20 protein-coding genes and 5 tRNA genes are annotated in these 21,402 nt (G+C 51.5%); 11 read left to right on the forward strand and 14 right to left on the reverse strand.

Translation table 11 applies throughout. From position 1 onward, the window contains the following. Window positions 1-27: 27 nt before the first annotated feature. Window positions 28-852 (reverse strand): bifunctional allantoicase/(S)-ureidoglycine aminohydrolase, encoded by an 825-nt coding sequence (locus IR195_RS16140; protein ID WP_125751158.1) that lies wholly within the window; start codon window positions 850-852, stop codon window positions 28-30. 11 nt (window positions 853-863) lie between these two features. Next, window positions 864-1,811 (reverse strand): allantoinase PuuE, encoded by a 948-nt coding sequence (gene puuE, locus IR195_RS16145; RefSeq protein ID WP_125751161.1) that lies wholly within the window; start codon window positions 1,809-1,811, stop codon window positions 864-866. 309 nt (window positions 1,812-2,120) lie between these two features. Between puuE and IR195_RS16150 the strand changes: the two genes are divergently transcribed. From IR195_RS16150 to IR195_RS16160, 3 genes are all read left to right on the forward strand, one after another. Next, on the forward strand, window positions 2,121-2,876 hold the full coding sequence (locus tag IR195_RS16150) for an aspartate/glutamate racemase family protein (protein WP_206048069.1): 756 nt from the start codon (window positions 2,121-2,123) through the stop codon (window positions 2,874-2,876). Between the two features lie 221 nt (window positions 2,877-3,097). After that, window positions 3,098-4,468 (forward strand): NCS1 family transporter, encoded by a 1,371-nt coding sequence (locus IR195_RS16155; protein ID WP_206048070.1) that lies wholly within the window; start codon window positions 3,098-3,100, stop codon window positions 4,466-4,468. A gap of 67 nt (window positions 4,469-4,535) precedes the next feature. Then, the gene (locus tag IR195_RS16160; RefSeq protein WP_125751170.1) at window positions 4,536-6,002 is read left to right on the forward strand and encodes an NCS1 family nucleobase:cation symporter-1; all 1,467 of its coding nucleotides are present in this window, start codon (window positions 4,536-4,538) and stop codon (window positions 6,000-6,002) included. Between the two features lie 94 nt (window positions 6,003-6,096). Here IR195_RS16160 and IR195_RS16165 read toward each other — a convergent pair whose 3' ends face one another. The 3 genes from IR195_RS16165 to uraH form a co-directional block, all read right to left on the reverse strand. Further along, on the reverse strand, window positions 6,097-6,813 hold the full coding sequence (locus IR195_RS16165) for a GntR family transcriptional regulator (RefSeq protein WP_083006885.1): 717 nt from the start codon (window positions 6,811-6,813) through the stop codon (window positions 6,097-6,099). 24 nt (window positions 6,814-6,837) lie between these two features. Continuing rightward, complete coding sequence (locus IR195_RS16170) at window positions 6,838-8,037, reverse strand: urate hydroxylase PuuD (RefSeq protein WP_206048071.1); 1,200 nt, start codon at window positions 8,035-8,037, stop codon at window positions 6,838-6,840. A gap of 82 nt (window positions 8,038-8,119) precedes the next feature. Next, on the reverse strand, window positions 8,120-8,473 hold the full coding sequence (gene uraH, locus IR195_RS16175) for a hydroxyisourate hydrolase (protein ID WP_095604053.1): 354 nt from the start codon (window positions 8,471-8,473) through the stop codon (window positions 8,120-8,122). Between the two features lie 177 nt (window positions 8,474-8,650). Here uraH and uraD point away from each other — a divergent pair, with 177 nt between their 5' ends. Then, the gene (gene uraD / locus IR195_RS16180; RefSeq protein WP_125751176.1) at window positions 8,651-9,193 is read left to right on the forward strand and encodes a 2-oxo-4-hydroxy-4-carboxy-5-ureidoimidazoline decarboxylase; all 543 of its coding nucleotides are present in this window, start codon (window positions 8,651-8,653) and stop codon (window positions 9,191-9,193) included. 182 nt (window positions 9,194-9,375) lie between these two features. On the opposite strand, the gene IR195_RS16185 is transcribed toward uraD, so the two are convergent. Both IR195_RS16185 and IR195_RS16190 read right to left on the reverse strand, forming a co-directional pair. Further along, on the reverse strand, window positions 9,376-9,732 hold the full coding sequence (locus IR195_RS16185; RefSeq protein ID WP_038477905.1) for a phasin family protein: 357 nt from the start codon (window positions 9,730-9,732) through the stop codon (window positions 9,376-9,378). A gap of 388 nt (window positions 9,733-10,120) precedes the next feature. Continuing rightward, window positions 10,121-10,813, reverse strand: coding sequence for a glutathione S-transferase family protein (locus IR195_RS16190; RefSeq protein WP_125751179.1), 693 nt, complete (start codon window positions 10,811-10,813; stop codon window positions 10,121-10,123). 455 nt (window positions 10,814-11,268) lie between these two features. Here IR195_RS16190 and IR195_RS16195 point away from each other — a divergent pair, with 455 nt between their 5' ends. Beyond that, a complete protein-coding gene (locus IR195_RS16195) occupies window positions 11,269-12,960 on the forward strand; it encodes an L-lactate permease (protein WP_125751182.1) in 1,692 nt (563 codons plus the stop codon). A gap of 14 nt (window positions 12,961-12,974) precedes the next feature. On the opposite strand, the gene IR195_RS16200 is transcribed toward IR195_RS16195, so the two are convergent. Continuing rightward, window positions 12,975-13,199 carry a hypothetical protein gene (locus IR195_RS16200; RefSeq protein WP_125751185.1) on the reverse strand — a complete coding sequence of 75 codons (225 nt, stop codon included), beginning with the start codon at window positions 13,197-13,199 and terminating at the stop codon, window positions 12,975-12,977. Between IR195_RS16200 and glcD the strand changes: the two genes are divergently transcribed. The 4 genes from glcD (at window position 13,198) to IR195_RS16220 (ending at window position 17,585) form a co-directional block, all read left to right on the forward strand. Then, a complete protein-coding gene (glcD, locus tag IR195_RS16205; protein WP_206048072.1) occupies window positions 13,198-14,697 on the forward strand; it encodes a glycolate oxidase subunit GlcD in 1,500 nt (499 codons plus the stop codon). The two genes, IR195_RS16200 and glcD, sit on opposite strands and share 2 nt — an antisense overlap. A gap of 51 nt (window positions 14,698-14,748) precedes the next feature. Beyond that, window positions 14,749-15,849 carry a glycolate oxidase subunit GlcE gene (gene glcE / locus IR195_RS16210; RefSeq protein WP_206048073.1) on the forward strand — a complete coding sequence of 367 codons (1,101 nt, stop codon included), beginning with the start codon at window positions 14,749-14,751 and terminating at the stop codon, window positions 15,847-15,849. 14 nt (window positions 15,850-15,863) lie between these two features. Further along, window positions 15,864-17,096: a glycolate oxidase subunit GlcF gene (gene glcF, locus IR195_RS16215; RefSeq protein ID WP_125751194.1), complete on the forward strand. Its 1,233-nt coding sequence runs from the start codon at window positions 15,864-15,866 to the stop codon at window positions 17,094-17,096. An 87-nt stretch (window positions 17,097-17,183) separates the two neighbouring features. Next, window positions 17,184-17,585, forward strand: coding sequence for a GlcG/HbpS family heme-binding protein (locus IR195_RS16220; protein WP_125751197.1), 402 nt, complete (start codon window positions 17,184-17,186; stop codon window positions 17,583-17,585). Window positions 17,586-17,731: 146 nt separating this feature from the next. Here IR195_RS16220 and IR195_RS16225 read toward each other — a convergent pair. The 6 genes from IR195_RS16225 to IR195_RS16250 all read right to left on the reverse strand — a co-directional run bounded on the left by IR195_RS16225 (window position 17,732) and on the right by IR195_RS16250 (window position 19,172). Continuing rightward, window positions 17,732-17,808 (reverse strand) — tRNA-Asp (locus IR195_RS16225). Between the two features lie 78 nt (window positions 17,809-17,886). After that, window positions 17,887-17,962: transfer RNA gene (locus IR195_RS16230), tRNA-Val, on the reverse strand. Window positions 17,963-18,013: 51 nt separating this feature from the next. Further along, a tRNA-Asp gene (locus IR195_RS16235) sits at window positions 18,014-18,090 on the reverse strand. A 36-nt stretch (window positions 18,091-18,126) separates the two neighbouring features. Beyond that, a tRNA-Asp gene (locus tag IR195_RS16240) sits at window positions 18,127-18,203 on the reverse strand. Window positions 18,204-18,253: 50 nt separating this feature from the next. Beyond that, window positions 18,254-18,329: transfer RNA gene (locus tag IR195_RS16245), tRNA-Val, on the reverse strand. A gap of 93 nt (window positions 18,330-18,422) precedes the next feature. After that, window positions 18,423-19,172 (reverse strand): alpha/beta fold hydrolase, encoded by a 750-nt coding sequence (locus tag IR195_RS16250; protein ID WP_125751200.1) that lies wholly within the window; start codon window positions 19,170-19,172, stop codon window positions 18,423-18,425. A gap of 177 nt (window positions 19,173-19,349) precedes the next feature. Here IR195_RS16250 and ccoN point away from each other — a divergent pair, with 177 nt between their 5' ends. Continuing rightward, window positions 19,350-20,774 (forward strand): cytochrome-c oxidase, cbb3-type subunit I, encoded by a 1,425-nt coding sequence (gene ccoN / locus IR195_RS16255; protein ID WP_125751203.1) that lies wholly within the window; start codon window positions 19,350-19,352, stop codon window positions 20,772-20,774. A 19-nt stretch (window positions 20,775-20,793) separates the two neighbouring features. Beyond that, on the forward strand, window positions 20,794-21,402 hold the full coding sequence (ccoO, locus tag IR195_RS16260; protein WP_038477934.1) for a cytochrome-c oxidase, cbb3-type subunit II: 609 nt from the start codon (window positions 20,794-20,796) through the stop codon (window positions 21,400-21,402).

The raw sequence follows: 21,402 nt of genomic DNA on the forward strand, positions 1-21,402 counted from the left end.
CCAAAACTTAAACGCCTAAACTCAATGCTAGAGCTTGAGAGCGGCATGGCGGTTAACATCTTTGTACAGTAAGTAACGGAATGGCCCCGGGCCACCGGCGTAACACGCTTGAGGGCAGAAGGCGCGTAGCCACATAAAGTCACCTGCCTCTACCTCAATCCATTGCTGGTTTAGGTGATACACCGCCTTCCCTTCCAACACATAAAGCCCATGCTCCATCACGTGAGTTTCATCAAAAGGAATCACGCCACCTGGCTGAAAAGTCACGATATTGACGTGCATGTCATGGCGCACATCAGCAGGATCGACAAAACGCGTGGTTGCCCAACGCCCTTCGGTTCCCGGCATTTCGATGGGAGCAATGTCTTGCTCATTAGTGACGAAAGCTTGGGGTACGTCTAACCCCTCCACAAACTGATACGCTTTACGCACCCAATGAAAGCGTACGGGAGCAGAGGACTCATTGCGCACTTGCCAGTGACTACCTGGGGGAAGAAACGCATAGCCACCGGGGCGCATGGTATGGCGTTCCCCCGCCAGAGTAAGCGTTAACTCACCTTCCACAATGAACAGTACACCTTCGGCCTGGGGGTCTAGCTCCGGCTTTTCACTGCCGCCCTCAGGCTGCACTTCCATAATGTATTGCGAGAACGTTTCAGCAAAACCTGAAAGCGGACGTGCCAGCACCCATAACCGAGTGCCTTCCCAGAAAGGTAAGTTGCTGGTGACGATATCGCGCATCACGCCTTTGGGAATCAACGCAAACGCTTCTGTGAACACGGCACGATCAGCGGTTAGCTGTGTTTGTGGCGGATGCCCCCCCGTAGGGGCGTAGTATGGAGATTTATTCATTATTTTGCCTTTTAGCGGGTTGGAGCGGGATGGTGTTCTGCCCAGTGGCGAGCAATATCCACACGGCGAGCTACCCAAACACGGTCATGGGCTGCGATATGATCTAAAAAGCGCTGTAAAGCGCGGAAACGTCCAGGGCGCCCTAGTAAGCGGCAGTGCATACCAATAGAGAGCATTTTGGGCGCCTCTTCCCCTTCTGCGTAAAGTACATCAAAGGCATCGCGCAGGTAGGTAAAGAAGTGATCCGCCGTGTTGAAACCTTGCGGGGCTGCAAAGCGCATATCATTAGTGTCTAAAGTATAGGGCACAATAAGGTGGTTATGCTCACTGCCCTGGCTATCGGTCACCTGCGTCCAGAAAGGCAAGTCGTCGCCGTAGTAGTCGCTATCGTAAAGGAAGCCGCCCTCATCCAAAATCAACCGTCGCGTATTCGGGCTATCGCGCCCTGTGTACCAGCCTTGTGGCTTCTCACCGTAAAGACGCTGAAAAATGTCCATGGCTTTCTGCAAGTGCTCTCGCTCAACATGCTCGGAGACTTCTTGGTAATGGATCCAGCGATAGCCGTGGCAGGCAATTTCATGTCCCAGCTCTTTAAACGCTTGAGCGACCTCAGGATTGCGTTCTAGAGCCATAGCGACACCAAATACCGTCAGTGGCAAATCACGCTTTTCAAACTCACGTAAAATCCGCCAAACGCCGGTTCTGGAGCCATACTCATAGATCGATTCCATACTTAGGTGGCGATCTGGATAGCTGGCCGCGCCAATGATTTCAGACAGAAACTGCTCTGATCCGGCGTCACCGTGAAGAACACAGTTCTCCCCACCTTCTTCATAATTCAACACAAACTGAACGGCAATTTTCGCATTGCCTGGCCAATTAGCATGAGGAGGGGTACGACCATATCCCACTAGGTCGCGAGGGTAAGCATTCGATGATCGATCAGGTGAATAGGACATTCAACGGCTCCTTTATACGCTTGTAGATAGCTGGTTGAAGAGCATTTTATTGGAATTAAAGATCTACAATACAGAAAATAATTGTATACAAAATAGCGGCTTTATAGAACAACCGCAATCTAACAGCCGCTTAATTAGCTGAGATGGCTAGCATTTTAAAGCAGCAAAGTCGCTAACTTGTTGAAATCTGAACATTTGGTCAAATAACACTTGTATTTAAACCGTATAAAAAGGGCTTGCGATCCGTGCGAAACCGCCCTATTTTTGTATACAAGATGCTCAATTTTGTCTACCAGCGAGCGATTCAACATGCATATACGCATAATCAATCCAAACACAACAGCCTCAATGACGGCTGCCATTCATCAAGCCGCCCAGCGGCAGGCAGGGGCATCGACAACGGTTACCGCCACCCAGCCCGATGCGGGGCCGGTGTCCATCGAGAGTCATTTTGACGAGGCCATTAGCGCTGTCGGTGTTGCCGAAGAAGTTCTTAAAGGAGAACGCGAAGGCGGCATCGATGCTTACGTGGTGGCCTGCTTTGGCGACCCTGGTTTACTCGCAGCCCGCGAATTAACCCGTGCCCCCGTCATCGGCATTGCGGAAGCCGCCTTTCATTTAGCCACGCTTATCAGCACCCGCTTCTCGATTGTGACGACGTTAGGGCGTACCGGCATTATTGCAGAACACTTACTTGAACAGTATGGATTCCGCCACCACTGTCGCCGCATACGCGCTGCAGAAATTCCGGTTCTCGATCTTGAGCATCACCCTGATGCCGCCTTCACCCGCATTGTCGAAGAGTGCTGTCGCGCCCGCGATGAAGACGGCATTGGCGCCATCGTTTTAGGGTGCGGCGGGATGGCGAATCTGACTGAAGAGATTAGCCGCGAAGTTGGCTTACCGGTGATAGAAGGCGTTAGTGCCGCGTTAAAGCTTGCGGAGTCGTTGGTTAGCCTAGGTCTCCACACCAGCAAACATGGTGACTTGGACTACCCTCGTCCGAAAGCATTTACCGGCAAGTTCTCCGCACTCTCCGATCTTCACCTCCCCTCACCAAGGTAAATATTACTTAGATAGAAACACGTAGTCGTCATGACTTAAAAGACTGGTCTTAAAACAGGTCTTAAAACAGGTCTTAAAAACAGATCTTAAAAAAACAGGCCTTAAAAGAATAACTTCAAAAATAACTGTATTCCCGTTAGCACGCCATGCCGCAAGCATCGCTTGGGCGCGTAATGCGCTCAAGCTGCCAATAACACCGACAATCTTGCGAGGACGGAAACATGAGGAACTCTAACCCTGCTCTCACGTCACAAGAACCACCCGCTGCGAACACTGCAACAGATGACAAAGCCATTGGCGCAGAAAGCCTAGCACCACAAAGCACGCGAATTATGGGACGAACGTCCTACTTTTTGGCCTGGTTTGGTGGATGCGTCTCAATTGGCACCTTTGCCATGGGCTCAAGCGTGGTGGGCACCTTAAATCTACTACAGGCAACACTCGCGATAGCGATTGGCTGCTTTGTGATCGGTATTGCGTTGGCAGTTAATGGCGCAGCTGGCTACAAATATGGCATTCCTTTTATGGTGCAAGCGCGCAGTGCCTTTGGCTTTAGTGGCACCCGTATTCCTGGCTTGGTCAGGGCTGTGCCGGCGGTAGTATGGTACGGTTTTCAAAGCTGGATTGGCGCAGGCGCGCTCAATATGGTGTCTGCCACACTGTTCGGCTTCGATAACCTGATCTTCTACTTTATTACCTTCCAATTTTTACAGATTGGTTTATCAGTGCTGGGCTTTCAGGGCATTAAATGGCTTGAGAATATCGGCAGCGTCTTTATTTTGCTTTCACTGATGTATATGTTCTACGCCACGGTGCAACGCTACGGCGATGAGCTGTCGGCCAGCATTCTGACCATGGAAGGCTCTTGGGGCTTGCCGTTCTGGAGCGCTACCATGCTGTTTCTGGGCATTTATAGCACCATAATGCTGAATGTTAGCGACTACTCACGAGAGCACAAAAAAGGCACCCGCCAAAGCTTATTAACAACGATCTACGCCATGTCGATTCTGCCCTGTACGCTATTTATGGGTTTGATTGGCTACATGGTGTCAGAGGCGACAGGCACAGCAGACCCCATCCAGGTATTTGCTAACGCTGTGGACAACACGCCACTGCTAATGACCACACTGCTATTCATCGCCTTTGCACAGGTCACCACGAACGTACTGAATAATGTGGTGCCACCCACCTACGTGTTAATGGACGTCTTTAAACTTAAGTTTCCAGTCGCTACCGTTATTGTAGGCCTACTGGCATTTGCCACTTTCCCATGGAAACTTGTTCAGCCTGAGTCGGCTGCAGGTTTGCAGCTATTCGTGCAAACGTACTCAGCGTTTCTTGGGCCTATCTTTGCCATTCTCGTCGTCGATTACTACGTCATCCGCCGTCGCACACTGGACATTAGTAAACTATACGACCCTTCTGGCCCCTATCAAGGCATCAACAAAGCCGCCTTAATTGCCACGGTAGTCGGCATTGTGGCCGCGCTAACATTCTCTTCAATCTCATGGTACGCCAGCCTTATTCCTGCCGGGTTGAGCTATTACCTACTGATGAAGCATTGGCCTGCCTGCCAGCGTTTTACACAGTAACCATGATGCGTATTTGCCTGCTCACGATACGTGGCAGGCAATCGTTTCCGACAAGAGAGCGTTAACCATGAATAAGCAGCCATCTAGTAGTGATCTTGATATAAAGCAAATTGATCCCACTCTTTACAATGAAGACCTTGCGCCTTTAAAGCCCCAAGACCGTAACTGGGGCGCGTTTGAAATTTTCAACGTATGGTCGAATGACATTCAAAGCCTGTTTGGCTACACGCTGGCGGCATCGCTGTTTCTGTCTTACGGACTGAATGGCTGGGCTGTAATGGCAGCCATCATTCTAGCCGGTGTCATTGTCATGTTTCTGGTCAACCTGACCGGAAAACCGAGTGTCAAATACGGTATCCCTTTTCCTGTTATGGTTCGCGCCAGCATGGGAGTGCGGGGGGCTAACCTGCCAGCGATGTTACGCGCGATCGTTGGCATTTTTTGGTACGGCGTACAGACTTACTTTGCCTCAACGGCTGTAGCGCTGCTCATCACAGCCCTGTTTGGGGCTGGCAATGGCAGCACTTTTCTGGGCCTTTCAGGGGTCGCTTGGCTGTCTTTCGTGATTGTCTGGCTATTTCAAATTGCCATTTTCTGGCAAGGCATTGAGCGCATCAAACACTTTCTAAACTGGGCAGGGCCGCTGGTTTATGTAGTGATGGTCGTACTGATGATCGTTGTATGGTTCCAAGCCGGAAGTGAACTACTACCCGCAGTGAGCACTATTTTTAGCGGTAGCGGCGAGCAAAGTGGCAGTAGTCTTGGGGCATTTCTAGCCATTGTTGGCACCATGGTGGCCTACTTTGCTGCGGTAGTGATTAACTTTGGCGATTTCACTCGTTTTGTCAAAACTGAGCGCCAAATGAAACTTGGCAACTTGCTAGGCTTGCCACTTAACGTCGCCTTTTTCTCGTTTATTGCGTTAATCATTACGGCTGGCACATTGGTACTGTTTGGAGATGCACTGACCAATCCCGCCGACATTGTTGAGCGTGTTGATTCGTTACCATTGACCATTGTGGCTGCCCTCACCTTCTTCGCGGCCACCGTAGGCATCAACTTGGTCGCTAACTTTATTCCGCCGGCTTACGACCTGGCTAACCTGTTTCCCAGCAAAATCAGTTTTAAAATGGGTGGACTGATTACCGCTGTGATTGCCTTCTTTGTGGGTGCGCTATGGATTTCAGTGATTAGCCAAATCGGCGTACCTGGTTTCGTTAACGCGCTAGGTGCCATTGTGGCTCCGTTTTACGGCATCATTGTGGTGGATTACTATCTGATCAAACGCCAACACCTTAATATGCAAGAGCTATTCTCCTCAGCACCGAGTGGCGCCTACTACTATGTTAATGGCTGGAATAGCCGTGCATTGGTTGCTTTCGGCAGTGCAGCGTTATTTTCACTCTCTACGGTTGTCGTGCCCGCGTTCGAAAGCCTTGGCGGCTATGGGTGGCTGATTGGCGCGGGGTTAGGTGGGCTGTTCTATTTTGGCTTAATGCGCCAGTTCAAGGCCGCCCCAGCACCTGCGGTGTAAGTACTCACACAGCATTAAACTTGCTAGCTCCACAAAAAAGCCCAGGCCTAAAGGCCTGGGCTTTTCACTGCTTATATTTCACTACTTAACCTGCTTAACCACCAAAAATTTGCTGCAGGTCTGGCACATTCTCTTCTTCTTCAACCATCGAGAGTGATGCTTCAATCGCTTTAAGATGGCGGCTCATAAACGCTTTCGCACGCTCACCATTGCCCGCTTCCAGATAGCCAATTAAATCATCGTGATCATGGGATTCGCAGCCTAAGTGGCCACGATGACCGTAAACCGCCAGAATCAACGACGAGCGTGAGCACAGACGTTCAACAAACTCAGCAAGGGTTGCATTACCCGATAGCTGGGCAAGGCGCACGTGAAAGTCAGCTGACAGGCGGATAGCAACGCTCTGTTGACCGTTGCGCAACGCTTGACGCTCCTGACGAGCCATCTCGCGTAGTTCAGCGGCCTCTTTCTCTCCAACCCGCCTGGCCACATCAGGCATTAGCCCACACTCAATCATCTGGCGTGCGTCGAACACATCCTTGGCCTCTTCGGCGGTAGGCCGTGTCACGCTGGCTCCCCGACGTGGTGTGAGCGTTACCAACTGTTCTAATGCTAAGCGCTGCAAGATTTTACGAATACCGGTACGGCTAATGCCAAAGACGTCTGACAAGGCGTCTTCGCGCAGCCGAGCACCCGGTTTTAGCCGCTGCTCTACAATGGCGTCGCTAACCGCGCGATAGATTGACTCGTGACGCTCCTCGCCTTCTTTTTCTGCGGGTCTTTGCTTTAACGCCGCCTGCGCATCACTCATAGGGTCTCCTGTCTGCGATTTTAATCACTCCTCCCACGCGGCAATACTATCGCGCTCTTCATCACTCATGTTGGTGATGTTGCCAAGTGGCATATAGCGACTCGCGACAACTTGCTTAATTTGCGCTTGATGACCCAGAATTTCATCCCAAGTATCAAACGCGTAGCCAGCAGGCGGCGCTGAAAAACCGGCATGCTCAGGGTTGCGAGCATGGCATTGACTACAATGCTGATCAATTAACCCGGAAATTTGGGCTTGGCTAGGCGTGCCTGAGACACTCGCATTACCAGCCCCTGGGCTTGGTGCGGCTACCCAAAACGCTAATAGAATAAGCCCTATCCCTACGGCAGGATAGGCTGGTTGCGTTTTTCCTGCGTGCATTAATACAAAGAATTGCCTAATAAGGGCACCAGCAAAAATAAACAGTACCATGACCACCCAGGAAAGCTCATGGGAGTAGATGAAAGAGTAGTGATTACTCACCATCAATAGCACTACCGGCAACGTAAAGTAGGTGTTATGTACCGAACGCTGCTTGCCCCGCTTACCATCCAAAGGATTAGGCGCTTCACCTGCCTTCATGGCTTTCACCATGCGGCGCTGGCCAGGAATAATCCAAAAGAACACGTTGGCGGACATGGCGGTGGCCATCACAGCCCCGGTTAATAGGAAGGCGGCACGTCCTGTGAACATCTGGGTGCTTAAATAGGCGACTACTATCATCATCAGCGCAACGGCAACGCTGAGAAGGCCGTCGCGGTTCATGTTAGGACTTATACGTTTACAGAGTTCGTTATAAACCACCCAACCGCCGAGCAAGAAGGCCAACGCCAGTAGATTGGCCTGCCAGCCTGTCATACTCGCCGCCCACGCCCAGTTGCTGTTGGGGTTAACTAGATAGAAGCCCGGGTTTGCCATATAGAGAATAACGAACAAGGCAAAACCCGATAGCCACGTCGTATAGGCTTTCCAGAACGACCAATGGAGGTCATTCGGCAGCTTGGCAGGCGCGGTAGCATACTTTTGATTATGGTAGAAACCACCACCATGCACGGCCCACATCTCTCCAAAGACGCCTTTTTCACGATCTTCAGCGGCTTTGGGCGTTCTTAAGCCATTATCCAGCATGACAAAATAGATCGACTCACCGATCCAGGCAATGGCTGCTATGACGTGCAGCCAGCGTAACAATAAGTTAGCAAAATCAACAACATATGTTTGCATAAACACATCCTAGCAGGTTTACCTGGTAACTCAGCGAGCGAACGTCAGGCTAGGCAAAAATCGACGAAAAGATAGCCAAGCTCTAGCTACCGCGGTAGGTAGAGTAACTATAAGGGGATAGCAGTAACGGCACATGGTAGTGCTGGCTGGCATCCGCAACGCCAAAACGTAAAGGAATCACGTCCAAAAAGCGCGGCTCTTGAGAAGCTATACCCTGGGCGCGCAAGTAGTCACCCGCGTGGAAAACCAGCTCGTACTCGCCTACTGTAAGGGCATCACCCTCTAAGATAGGCGCGTCACAACGACCGTCGCTGTTAGTAATCACACTGCCCAGGTGTTCGCGCGTGGTGCCTGCGAGGCGAAACACGTCAATGGTAATACCCTGACCGGGCTGTCCTTTAGCGGTATCGAGTACGTGAGTCGTTAAGCGTCCCATAGCAACTCCTTAATAATCACCGTTGTTGTTGACTGTTGTTGATACTAGTTGTTGATACTAGTTGTTGGTAACTGTTGTTGATAACAGCTGACCGACTTAACCCATCGGTCAAAGAGTACCGTTGATACCATTTATTGTATACAGTATTCCCATGATTAAACATACTGGAGAAATTTAGTGGCTACCTCAACATCACTTACCCTTTCGCCCGCTCCTAGCACATGCAGCTTAGAAACCTTTACCCAACATTACGGCGATGTATATGAGCACTCTCCCTGGGTGGCGGAAGCTGCCTGGAAAGAAGGGTTAAGCAATGCGCATGACGCGCCGGATGCGCTAGCTGACCTGATGGGACTTATGCTGCAGCGGGCCACACCTGAACAGCAAATTGCGGTTATTCAGGCCCACCCTGACTTAGCAGGCAAAGCGGCGATGTCGGGTGAGCTGACTCAAGACTCTACACGCGAGCAAGCAGGCGCTGGGCTAGATCAATGTACGCCTGAAGAGTTTGCTCGCTTCGAACAACTCAACGCTGCTTACAAAGAAAAATTTGGCTTCCCGTTCGTCATTGCTGTGAAGGGGCTGGATCGCCACGCCATTTTGGCGGCGTTTGAAACACGCTTACACAATGATTTAGCTGAAGAGCGCGAGACAGCAATTAAGGAGATTATTCGTATTGCCCGCTTCAGGCTGAACGTCCGGGCTGAACAGCCGTTGTAACGTGCAATCACCACGAAAACGCCAGCGCTATAGCCACTCTTTTTTAATTGCAGAAATAACGTCTTACAACGCTTTAAAATGTATATAGACAAAAAATGCCGCACCTGACGGTGCGGCATTTCATCGATCAATTACTCGCGTCTGATCGTTTATTACCAGTCGCTTATACCATGCAAAATAGATTACTGCTTAGCGGTTTCCACGGCTTTCTTTGTGGTCTCTTCCGCCATTTTCTGGCTCTCTTGCATAAAGTTTTGGCTAATGGAGGTGACTTTTTCAGAGTCCCCTTTCATGCGCTCCATCAGGTCAGAAGCTGTTTTTTGCTGGCTTTCCATGGCTTTTTTAAAGCTGTCGGCATCTTTAACGTCTAACCATGTGCGCGCCTGGGCAACCGTCATGTCAGAGTATGCACGTGCTGCATCCATCTGCGCGCTGACAACTTGCTGATAATAATCAAGCGCCGCCAGGGTATAAGAACGCATTGGCGATACAAAGACAGACTCAAACTGCTGGGTGGATTTCTCTGCGGCCTTGTTCATCACATAATCTCCTTACTGAGCTAGCGATTCGACACGCATCGATAAGCGGTCGATGATCAGGCGGTTGCCTTTACTAACAACAAAGCTAGCAGTGCTTTTTGTGCAGCGCAACATGATTTTTTAAATAACATTGCCACTAGCGATTCAAGGCAGCAATCACATCAACCCAGCAACGATTACTTAGCGATTGCCAAACAGATAGTTACGTGCCTACTCAGCTATTTTCCATCCCGCCTGCGAATTGACGTATTCGATCAAAGAATAAGCTTTTTGGACAGTGGGGGGCTGTACAGCTTCATCACATCAAGCCAACGCCCTAGGTTAAGCCGCTTGCGTGGCTCTTCTCGCCCATAAAATGGATACAGGCGGCATTATGCCGCCTGACACACTATAGATCACGAATAGTAATGGCCTTACCCGCAACCGCCTCATGCACCTCCAGCATACGCTTAAACCACTCATCAACCGGATCATTAGCATCAACTAATGGCTCAAGTGACACGGTATATGCCCACATCATGCTGCCAAATAGTAGGTAATCTGCTCCACTGGGTGTTTCACCATCTAAAAATGGGCTGCTCCGAAGCTGATCACGAACAGGAGCCAGCAGTTTTTTCAACTGAACTCGCCCCTGCTCCGGGTTATTGACGTCTTCTAAACGCATACCAAAGCGGGCTTCGCGGGTCTCTCGGAAGTAGCTGCGGTCATCAGGGTGTATGGCGGCCAATAAATCCAGCGCGACTGTGCGAAAAAGTGCCGGGGTAACGCTACGATCAATATAAAGCTTAAAAAAGTGGACTCGCTGATAGCTCACTCCTTCTCCCAACACAGGATTCGCAGGGTAAGCCTTATCTAAGTAGCGCATGATTTCAAAGCTATCAGTGACAACCGTGTCACCATCGGTTAGCACCGGCACTTTGTCGTAGTCGGCAAAGGCAAGTGCCTCTTTATCAAGAAAACGCCAAGGAACTGTCGTATATTCCAGCCCTTTGTGTGCCAGAGCCATACGAACACGCCAGCAATAGGGAGAAAAGCGTAAGCGTTCATCACGCCCGCATAAGTCATAAAGAGTTATTGCCACTGTAACGGCCTCCTTGTAATTAGCAACGTGGTTAAAACCCAACATGCGCCGATAACAATGGGCTTAAGCCACCAAGGACGCAAGTAATCGGTTTTACTTGCTCTGCCCCCCATCCCCAAAGGCCCTCATATCAGCAAAATAAGCGAGCGACTTTCTCGTCCTTCATTTGATCTGTACTGCTCTTTCAGGTGGCAACTGTACTGTCTATTAGTCTAATGAATTGCAGCGAGGCCTACTGCCTTGTGGAAATTTAAAAGCAAATAAAAACAAATCGTTAAATTTAAAAAAGCGGTTCAAAGCCGATACATGCAACCACCCCTAATTGGTAATACCAATTATCCAATATAGCCATTTTTTCTACCTAACCGTATCTTTCGCACTGACCCGAACAGCATTGCCACGACCGCTGGCATCTGCCGAGCACATCAAATCAATAACAAGGGGCCACTCCTAAAATGAATGAAACTACACTTGCACTTCTGGCATTTCTGCCGCTGTTGCTTGCCGGTATTTTGCTCATTGGTTTTAAAATACCTGCAAAAATAGCGATGCCGATTGTTTTCCTGACCGCAGCCATCATTGGTCTGACCGCTTGGGATATGTCGTTTAGCCGCGTTGCCGCGTCTACCATTCAAGGGCTAATTCAAACAGCAGGCCTTTTATGGATAATTTTTGGCGCCATCTTGCTGCTAAATACGCTTAAGCATTCTGGTGGCATTACGGCGATTCGTAACGGTTTTTCAGGCATTAGCCCTGACCGTCGCGTGCAGGCGCTAATTGTTGCTTGGTTATTCGGCTGCTTCATTGAAGGGGCTTCTGGCTTTGGTACGCCCGCAGCAGTCGCTGCACCGCTTATGGTAGCGCTTGGCTTCCCTGCTCTGGCAGCCGTTGTTGTCGGCATGATGATTCAGTCCACACCGGTCTCTTTTGGCGCCGTTGGCACCCCAGTTGTAGTGGGTGTCGGTAGTGGGCTTGATCGCGCGGGCATCACCGCTCAGTTGGAAGCTGGCGGTTCTACGTGGGATGTTTTTTTCCAGCAAATTACTAGCTCTGTGGCGATTACTCACGGCATCGTAGGCATATTGATGCCTCTGATTTTGGTATTGATCATGGTGCGCTTCTTCGGTGCTAACCGCTCCTGGAAGGAAGGCCTATCCATTGCGCCCTTTGCAATCTTTACCGGTATTTCGTTCGTCGTACCTTACATGCTAGTCGGCGTTCTCTTAGGTCCAGAATTCCCGTCAATGATCGGGGCAATGGTGGGCTTAGCGATTGTAGTGCCCGCTGCTCGCAGAGGTTTCTTGCTACCCAAAGACACTTGGGACTTTCCAGAATCAACGTCTTGGCCAGACGAATGGATCGGCAACCTGCAGATCAAACTGGATGACGTTGCTGGTAAAGCGCCAATGTCGACCTTCAAGGGTTGGATTCCTTACGTCCTACTCGCGGTATTCTTGGTTGCTTCACGCATCGTTGAACCGCTGAAAGCTGCGCTGACCTCCGTTAACCTAAGCTGGAGCAACATTTTAGGCGAAGCCGGTATCAGTGGCGGCGTACAGCCGCTGTATTTGCCAGGCGGCATCATTATCGCGGTGGTTATTGTCACCTACTTCTTGCACCGCATGAACCCGCAGAAAATCAGCGCTGCCGTGTCTGAATCTACTAAAACCATCTTCGGTGCTGGCTTTGTCTTGATCTTCACCGTTCCCATGGTGCGCATCCTGATTAACTCTGGCGTGAATGGTGCTGATCTTGTGTCAATGCCCGTCATGATGGCCCAAGCGGTAGCTAACGGCGTAGGGGGAATCTATCCATTCTTTGCACCTGCGGTTGGGGCCATGGGTGCCTTTATTGCCGGTTCAAATACCGTTTCTAATCTGATGCTAGCGGAGTTCCAATTTAGCGTTGCCGAAACACTCGGTTTGTCCACCGCGATGATGGTCGCGCTACAAGCCGTCGGTGCCGCAGCGGGTAACATGATTGCGATTCACAATGTTGTCGCCGCATCAGCGACGGTGGGTCTACTGGGTCGCGAAGGTACAACGATTCGTAAAACAATTATTCCCACGATCTACTATCTGATCTTTACTGGAATCATTGCGCTTATTGCCTTTTATGTGATTGGCATTACCGACCCACTGATGTAACGGGAAAACGTTAATCAAAAGTGAGTCACCCCTGCTGGGTAGCCTAAGGGCAACCCAGCAGGCCGCTTCACAAGGAATTGCTGCCCGATAGCCTCAGCAGAAACAGTAAACCACCAACGCGTTATTAGTATTTTCACTGTATGCAAAAGTTTTCCAGCACTGAACTGGTTATTTATGGAAAGATTTTTCATAAAGTGATTAGATAATTTTCTGCTCTCCTCACCCACAGGAGCCAACATGAACTTTCTTTTCGATGAACGCCTCGACGGCGAATTCACTCACCGCGATAAAGCAGATGTATTAGATGATCTGCAAAACGCAGTGCCGTCTTTAACGCTGCTGCACCGTGAAGAGGACTTGCATCCCTTTGAGTGCGACGGCCTTGCCGCTTACCGCATCCTGCCGATGCTGGTTGCGTTGCCCGAGACGCTGGAACAAGTCGAAGGTCTTTTAAAACGCTGCCACTCCTTGGGTGTTCCGGTGGTTACTCGCGGCGCAGGCACAGGGCTTTCAGGCGGTGCTTTACCGCTTGAGCGAGGCGTCCTGCTAGTGATGTCACGCTTCAACACAATTATTGATGTGGACCCGGATGCTCGCATTGCACGCGTGCAGCCAGGCGTGCGCAACTTAGCTATTTCTGAAGCTGCTGCTCCTTACGGGCTTTATTATGCCCCCGATCCATCGTCACAGATTGCTTGCTCGATTGGTGGCAACGTGGCGGAAAATGCGGGTGGCGTGCACTGCCTCAAGTATGGTCTCACCGTTCATAACGTGATGCGTGTTGATGTCATGACGATTGAAGGCGAGCGCATGACGCTGGGATCCGAAGCGCTGGATGCACCGGGCTTTGACCTCCTCGCGTTGATGAATGGCTCTGAAGGCATGTTGGGGGTGGTCACTGAAATCACCGTAAAACTGCTGCCAAAGCCCGAAACCGCCAAGGTACTCATGGCCAGCTTTGATGACGTAGAAAAAGCGGGCCGTGCTGTTGGCGACATTATTGCTGCGGGAATCATTCCTGGCGGCTTAGAAATGATGGATAAGCTGGCCATCAAAGCGGCTGAAGATTTCATCCAGGCCGGTTACCCGGTTGAAGCAGAAGCCATTCTTCTATGCGAGCTAGATGGCGTTGAAGCCGATGTGGACGACGATTGCGAAACCGTTCGTCGCGTCCTAGAAAAAGCGGGGGCGACCAACATTCAACAAGCTCGCGATGAGGCTGAGCGGGCCAAATTCTGGGCAGGGCGAAAAAACGCTTTCCCCGCAGTGGGGCGCATGTCGCCTGACTACTACTGCATGGATGGCACCATCCCTCGTCGAGAACTTCCTCGCGTCCTCAAGGGTATTGCCGCTCTGTCGGAAGAGAGTGGCTTGGCGATTGCCAATGTATTCCACGCCGGTGACGGCAATATGCACCCACTGATTTTATTTGATGCCAATAAAGAGGGAGAGCTGACTCTTGCAGAAGATGTCGGCGGCAAAATTCTTGAGCTATGTGTTGCGGCAGGTGGCTCTATCACTGGCGAACACGGTGTCGGCCGCGAAAAAATCAACCAGATGTGCAGTCAGTTTCAAGCCGATGAACTTACGGTATTCCATGCCTTAAAAGCCGCTTTTGACCCTCAGCGCTTACTCAACCCAGGGAAAAATATTCCTACCCTGGCGCGCTGCGCTGAGTTTGGCGCAATGCATGTGCACAACAACGAACTACCGCATCCGGAACTACCACGCTTCTGATGCAGCTCCTAGTCGACTAACCACTAGGAAGCATAATTATTAGGAATCACCATGACTGAACTAGCGATACATGCTGCCGATCAAGATATCGCTGACGACCTGTGCGAACAGGTGCGCAGCGCCTATGCCAACCGCACGCCACTGCGCATAGCAGGTGGCGATACCCGCGCTTTTTATGGCCGCCCGGTTGAAGGCAACGCCTTAAATATGGCGCCCCATAGTGGCATTGTCTCTTATGACCCGGTAGAGCTTGTGATTACTGTTCGTGCCGGTACGCGGTTAAGTGCACTCAATGCAGCTCTAGCCAAAGAGAATCAAATGCTAGCCTTTGAACCGCCCGCGTTCAGCGATACCAGCACCATTGGCGGTGCCGTTGCCACCGGCATGTCCGGCCCGCGACGCCCATGGGCTGGCGCGACGCGAGACTTCGTGTTGGGCACACGCGTAATTACTCAAGAAGGCAAGTTGTTGCGTTTTGGCGGTGAAGTCATGAAAAACGTCGCCGGATACGACCTCTCACGCTTGATGGCAGGTGCTCAAGGGACGCTAGGCGTGCTAGCGGATATTTCGTTTAAAGTCCTGCCTATTCCTACTGCCAGTCACAGCCTACGCCTAAGCATGAGCCTTGAAGATGCCTTGGCTAAGCTCGCCGAGCTAGGACGGCAGCCGCTGCCCATCACCGCAGCCGGATGGCACTCAGGCGAGCTGTTTATTCGTTTAGAAGGCGGCGCAAGCTCCGTGAATGCGACCAAGGAACGCCTGGGTGGCGAATCACTTTCCAGCGATTTCTGGCAGCAACTGCGCGACCATCAGCATCCTTTTTTCCGTTTGCATGAAGGGCAAGCACTGTGGCGCTTATCACTCCCCCCCAATACGCCACCGCTCGCCTTGGATATCCCGCAAAGCGATATCTTCTATGACTGGGGTGGCAGCCAGCGGTGGATAAAAACCAGCGCGGCAGCTGATACGTTGCGCGCGGTTTGCCAGCAGGCGGGGGGGCATGCCACTTGCTTTACCCCCTACGCCCAAGGTGGAGCAGAGTCACCCTTCACCCCGCTCAACCCAGTAATTGAAAAGTATCATCGCAACCTGAAGGCCGAGTTGGATGCCTACGGCATCTTCAACCCTGGCCGTCTTTATGCGGCGTTTTAATCCGGAGAGTAGACATGCAGACGCACTTTACCGATGCTGATCGCCAAAAACCGCATATTCAGGAGGCCGAGCGCATTCTGCGCACCTGCGTACACTGCGGCTTTTGTAATGCCACCTGCCCCACCTATCAACTGCTAGGTGATGAGCGGGACGGACCACGCGGGCGCATCTATTTAATGAAAGAGCTGCTGGAAAGCCGCGATGATAATGCTCAGGTCACCGAAGAGACACGCCTGCATTTAGACCGCTGCTTGACCTGCCGCAATTGTGAAACCACCTGCCCTTCAGGCGTGGAATATCACAAACTGTTGGACATCGGTCGTGCAGAAATTGACCGCCGGGTTCCTCGCCCCATGGCCGAGCGCGCTCAACGCTATGCACTGCGTAAAATGCTGGTAGAGCCTAAACGCTTCAAAGCGCTTCTGTCCTTAGGACAAACCTTCAAACCCCTGGTGCCTGGCAAGCTACGCAGTAAGATGCCACCGGCACCAGTCGACGCGGGCCAGCGTCCGGATAGCCAACGCCATCCTCGTAAAGTGTTAATATTAGAAGGATGCGTTCAACCAGGCCTATCACCGAATACCAATGCAGCGACCGCTCGACTTTTAGACCGACTTGGGATTAGCGTAACCCCCATCAGCGAAGCAGGTTGTTGCGGGGCCATTGACTTCCACTTGAATGCTCAAGACGATGGGCGCGCTCGTATGCGCGCCAATATCGATGCTTGGTGGCCACAGATCGAACAAGGTGCTGAAGCCATTGTTCAAACGGCCAGTGGCTGCGGCGCTTTTGTCAAAGAGTATGGCGACATGCTCAAAGATGACCCGGCCTATGCCCAAAAAGCGCAAAAAGTCAGCGCACTGGCGAAAGATATTGTCGAAATACTGCGCGAAGAGCCAATAGAGAAGCTGGAGCTAAAAGAGCACCAACGTCTCGCGTTTCACTGCCCTTGCACACTGCAGCACGCCCAGAAGCTCAATGGTGCGGTTGAAAGCGTGCTTAGCAAGCTGGGGTTTTCGCTAACGCCGGTAAAAGATGCGCACCTCTGTTGTGGCTCAGCGGGCACCTACTCGGTTACCCAGCCAGCGCTTGCCACGCAACTGCGCGACAATAAACTCAATGCGCTGGAAGCTAGCAATCCAGAGGTTATCGTCACTGCCAATATTGGCTGTCAAACCCACCTTGCTAGTGCCAATCGCACCCCGGTACGCCATTGGGTGGAAGTGGTGGATGCTGCCCTGGTATAAACACTAATTCACTTTGCCGCGCTCACAAGCTTTTATAAGCAAATAGTAGCGCGGCACTTTACTCCCCTTGATCAAAAGGAAAGTTTGATGCAAAGCAAAGCTGTTCTCGGCCAAGCCGATGTCATTCAGGTACTAGATGCCGCTCAAAAAGAAGCCGACAACAACGGCTGGCCAGTCACCATTGCCGTAACAGATGATGGTGGACATCTTCTCGCTCTGCGCCGCTTAGACGGTGCTGCGCCCTTCAGTGCTGATGTGGCAACACATAAAGCGCGCAGTGCAGCACTAGGTCGTAAAGAGACCCAAGTATTTGAAGAAATGATCAACGGTGGGCGCACGGCATTTGTCTCTGCGCCGCTACAAGGCCTGCTGTCGGGTGGCGTTCCGATTATCGTAGACGGCAATGTCGTGGGTGCTGTCGGCATCTCAGGCGTGAAGCCTGACCAAGACGTACAGATCGCCAAAGCCGGGGTAAGTGCTATCGCCTAATATTATCGTGCAGCCTCATGGCTGCACGTTATGGCGCTAGAAAATGAGGCTTGAGAGCTAACTAATACGCAATAAAAAACCCAGATCAATGATCTGGGTTTTTTGGAATTCGTTCGACTAAACGTTTTAGTCGATGAGTGCTTAAATGGCGGACCGGACGAGACTCGAACTCGCGACCTCCGGCGTGACAGGCCGGCATTCTAACCGACTGAACTACCGGTCCACTTTAAGTCACTTATTTCTAACCATAAAACTAGCTATTTAAAAGCGGTTCAGAGGCGCTTAAAAACATTCAGTTAAATGGTGGGTGGTACTGGGTTCGAACCAGTGACCCCCAGCTTGTAAGGCTGGTGCTCTCCCAACTGAGCTAACCACCCAGAACATTAAAAGCAATAGTGCTTTAAATGGTACAACTCATTAAGCTATCGTGGCGGACCGGACGAGACTCGAACTCGCGACCTCCGGCGTGACAGGCCGGCATTCTAACCGACTGAACTACCGGTCCGAATAACGATAACTTTTATGCGGTAATAATTGATGATGGCGGACCGGACGAGACTCGAACTCGCGACCTCCGGCGTGACAGGCCGGCATTCTAACCAACTGAACTACCGGTCCACTTAATACATCAACTGCTACTGCTTCACGTTTCCAAACGACCAAATAAATGGTGGGTGGTACTGGGTTCGAACCAGTGACCCCCAGCTTGTAAGGCTGGTGCTCTCCCAACTGAGCTAACCACCCGCTGGTCACGTGGCGCTGCATTCTACAGGAACTTGGTGAGATGTCAACACGGCGTGTTCAAATTTTCGATTCAAACCAGCGTATTGCCACTCCTCACACATACCGTGCTTGGTGAGCGCGGACGAAGGATGCCGCAAGTATGGCCGCTTCGTCAATCAAAACTTGCTGATTTAATCCAGAAACACGTCTAGGTTTAAAATCATGATCGCCATCAGCAAGCCAAGCAACGCTAATATTATTAGGAAGGCTGTAGCCTGAAACCTCATCGACGTTACCAAAGGGATCTCGCTCCCCCTGGAGAATCTGCACCGGGCAACGAATAGCGGGAAAATGCTGCAAACGGGTTTTGTCTGGTTGTCTGGGTGGATGGAAAGGATAGCCTGCAACAATAACACCAGGCCCATGTACGTCATTGGATAGCCTTTCACTGGCAAATAACGTTGCAACACGCCCACCCATCGATTTACCGCCTACCCACAAGGGCTGATCGCTTAAAGACGTAAGTAGCGCATACCATGAGGCAAAGCTAGCCACCGTCTGCTTGATGGGGGGCGGTGGGCGGCGCTTACCCTGCTCGTTAATCTGCTGCATGTAGGGAAAATCAATTGCCAATACCTGTATGCCTTGCGCTGCTAACATCGCGGCAAATTGCCGCATAAACACAGAGCAATGCCCCGCCCCAGCGCCATGAGCAAGGAGTATTCGGCCCACCGTAGGCGAGCCTAAAACGGAAAGCGGGCCGTGCCCAATCACTATAAACCGCTGTACGGTGGGATTGGCTAACGCATCGTTTAAAGCGGCTGGATGTATCTCGACGAAACCAGAACCAGCGTAATAAGACACGATGAACTCCTAATAATTCAGTGTTACTTCTATTGGCGTGTTCAGCTTAGAGCGTGGCTGCGATAGAATCTCTATCGGATCTTGACCTGCATCATCAAGCGGGTGGCCGCACCCGGGCAAAATGCTAATGCAAAATGCTACGGGTTACCCCCTAACCGCGTTCGATGGGAACATGAAATGAGCACAGCACTGGAACACCCGACCTACAACTACAAGGTAGTTCGGCAGTTCGCGATCATGACCGTTGTGTGGGGCATTGTAGGTATGACGCTTGGCGTTATCCTTGCCTCCCAGCTAGTTTGGCCGCAACTGAATCTCGGCTTACCTTGGACAAGCTTTGGGCGTCTTCGCCCGTTACACACTAACGCTGTCATCTTCGCCTTTGGTGGCTCAGCGCTATTTGCGACGTCTTACTATGTCGTACAGCGTACCTGTCAGACTCGTCTATTCTCTGACAAGCTCGCAGCGTTCACCTTCTGGGGATGGCAAGCAGTTATTCTCTCGGCTGTCGTGTCATTGCCGCTAGGCTATACCACGACAAAAGAGTATGCAGAGCTCGAATGGCCGATCAATATTTTGATTGCGGTTGTTTGGATTAGCTACGCTATCGTTTTCTTAATGACGATTAAAAAGCGCACCACTTCCCATATTTACGTGGCGAACTGGTTCTTTGCAGCGTTTATTTTGACCGTCGCGGTGCTGCACATCGTTAATAATGCGGCTATTCCGGTCACCCCCATGTACTCCACCTCGATTTATGCGGGTGCGGTAGATGCGATGGTGCAGTGGTGGTATGGCCACAATGCGGTCGGCTTCTTCCTGACGGCAGGCTTCCTGGGCATGATGTACTACTTCGTGCCGAAGCAAGCCGAACGTCCGGTCTACTCCTACCGCCTCTCCATCGTCCATTTCTGGGCGTTGATTATGATTTATATGTGGGCAGGCCCCCACCACCTTCACTACACAGCGCTGCCTAACTGGGCACAGTCGCTGGGTATGATTATGTCTATCATCCTGCTGGCGCCTTCTTGGGGCGGTATGATCAACGGCATGATGACCCTGTCTGGCGCTTGGCATAAACTGCGCACCGATCCAACACTTCGCTTCCTAGTGGTAGCGCTGTCGTTCTACGGCATGTCGACGTTTGAAGGACCAATGATGGCCATCAAGACTGTCAACGCGCTGTCGCATTACACCGACTGGACCATTGGTCACGTGCATGCTGGTGCACTAGGCTGGGTAGCGATGATTACCATTGGCTCTATGTACCACCTGATTCCGCGGGTCTTTGGGCGTACCGAGATGTACTCCGTCAATCTGATTGCGGTGCATTTCTGGTTAGCCACCATCGGTACTGTGCTGTATATCGCGGCCATGTGGGTCAACGGCATCATGCAAGGCCTAATGTGGCGCGCGATTAATGCTGACGGCACGCTGATGTACACCTTTGTAGAGTCTGTCGAAGCTAGTGGCCCCGGCTACTTTGTGCGTATGGTTGGCGGTCTCTTCTGGGTAACAGGCATGCTAATTATGGCGTTCAACGTTTACATGACCGTAAAACGTCGCGAAACGATTAGCCATTCAGCGCCACAAGCCGCTTAAAACGGGGAAGTTGAGACCAATGAAACACGAGATTGTTGAAAAGAACGTTGGCCTGCTCGCCGTGTTGATCCTGGTTGCGATCAGCTTTGGCGGCTTGGCCGAGGTCGTACCGCTGTTCTTTCAAAAGCAAACAACCGAGCCAGTTGAGGGCCTCAAGCCGCTCACCGCACTGGAGCTGGAAGGACGCGACATATACCGCCGCGAGGGCTGCGTAGGCTGCCACTCCCAGATGGTTCGCCCCTTCAGGGCAGAAACCGAACGCTATGGCCACTATAACGTGGCAGGCGAACAGGTTTACGAACACAACTTCCTTTGGGGTTCCAAGCGCACCGGGCCGGATCTTGCTCGCGTAGGTGGACGCTATAGTGATGATTGGCACCGCGCCCACCTCTATAACCCACGCGATGTGGTACCCGAGTCAGTCATGCCTGAATATCCTTGGCTGTTTGAAAACACCTTGGATGGCGAATCGACACCGGCAAAAATGCGCACCCTGCGTCAGTTAGGCGTGCCATATACCGATGAAGATATCGCCACTGCGACAGAAGACGTTCGCGGCACCCAGGAAATTACTGCACTGGTGGCCTACTTGCAGCAGTTAGGCACCGTGCTTGAGGGCACTCGTTAA

This window comes from Vreelandella venusta, assembly GCF_015689495.1.
Taxonomy (GTDB): Bacteria; Pseudomonadota; Gammaproteobacteria; order Pseudomonadales; family Halomonadaceae; genus Vreelandella; species Vreelandella venusta.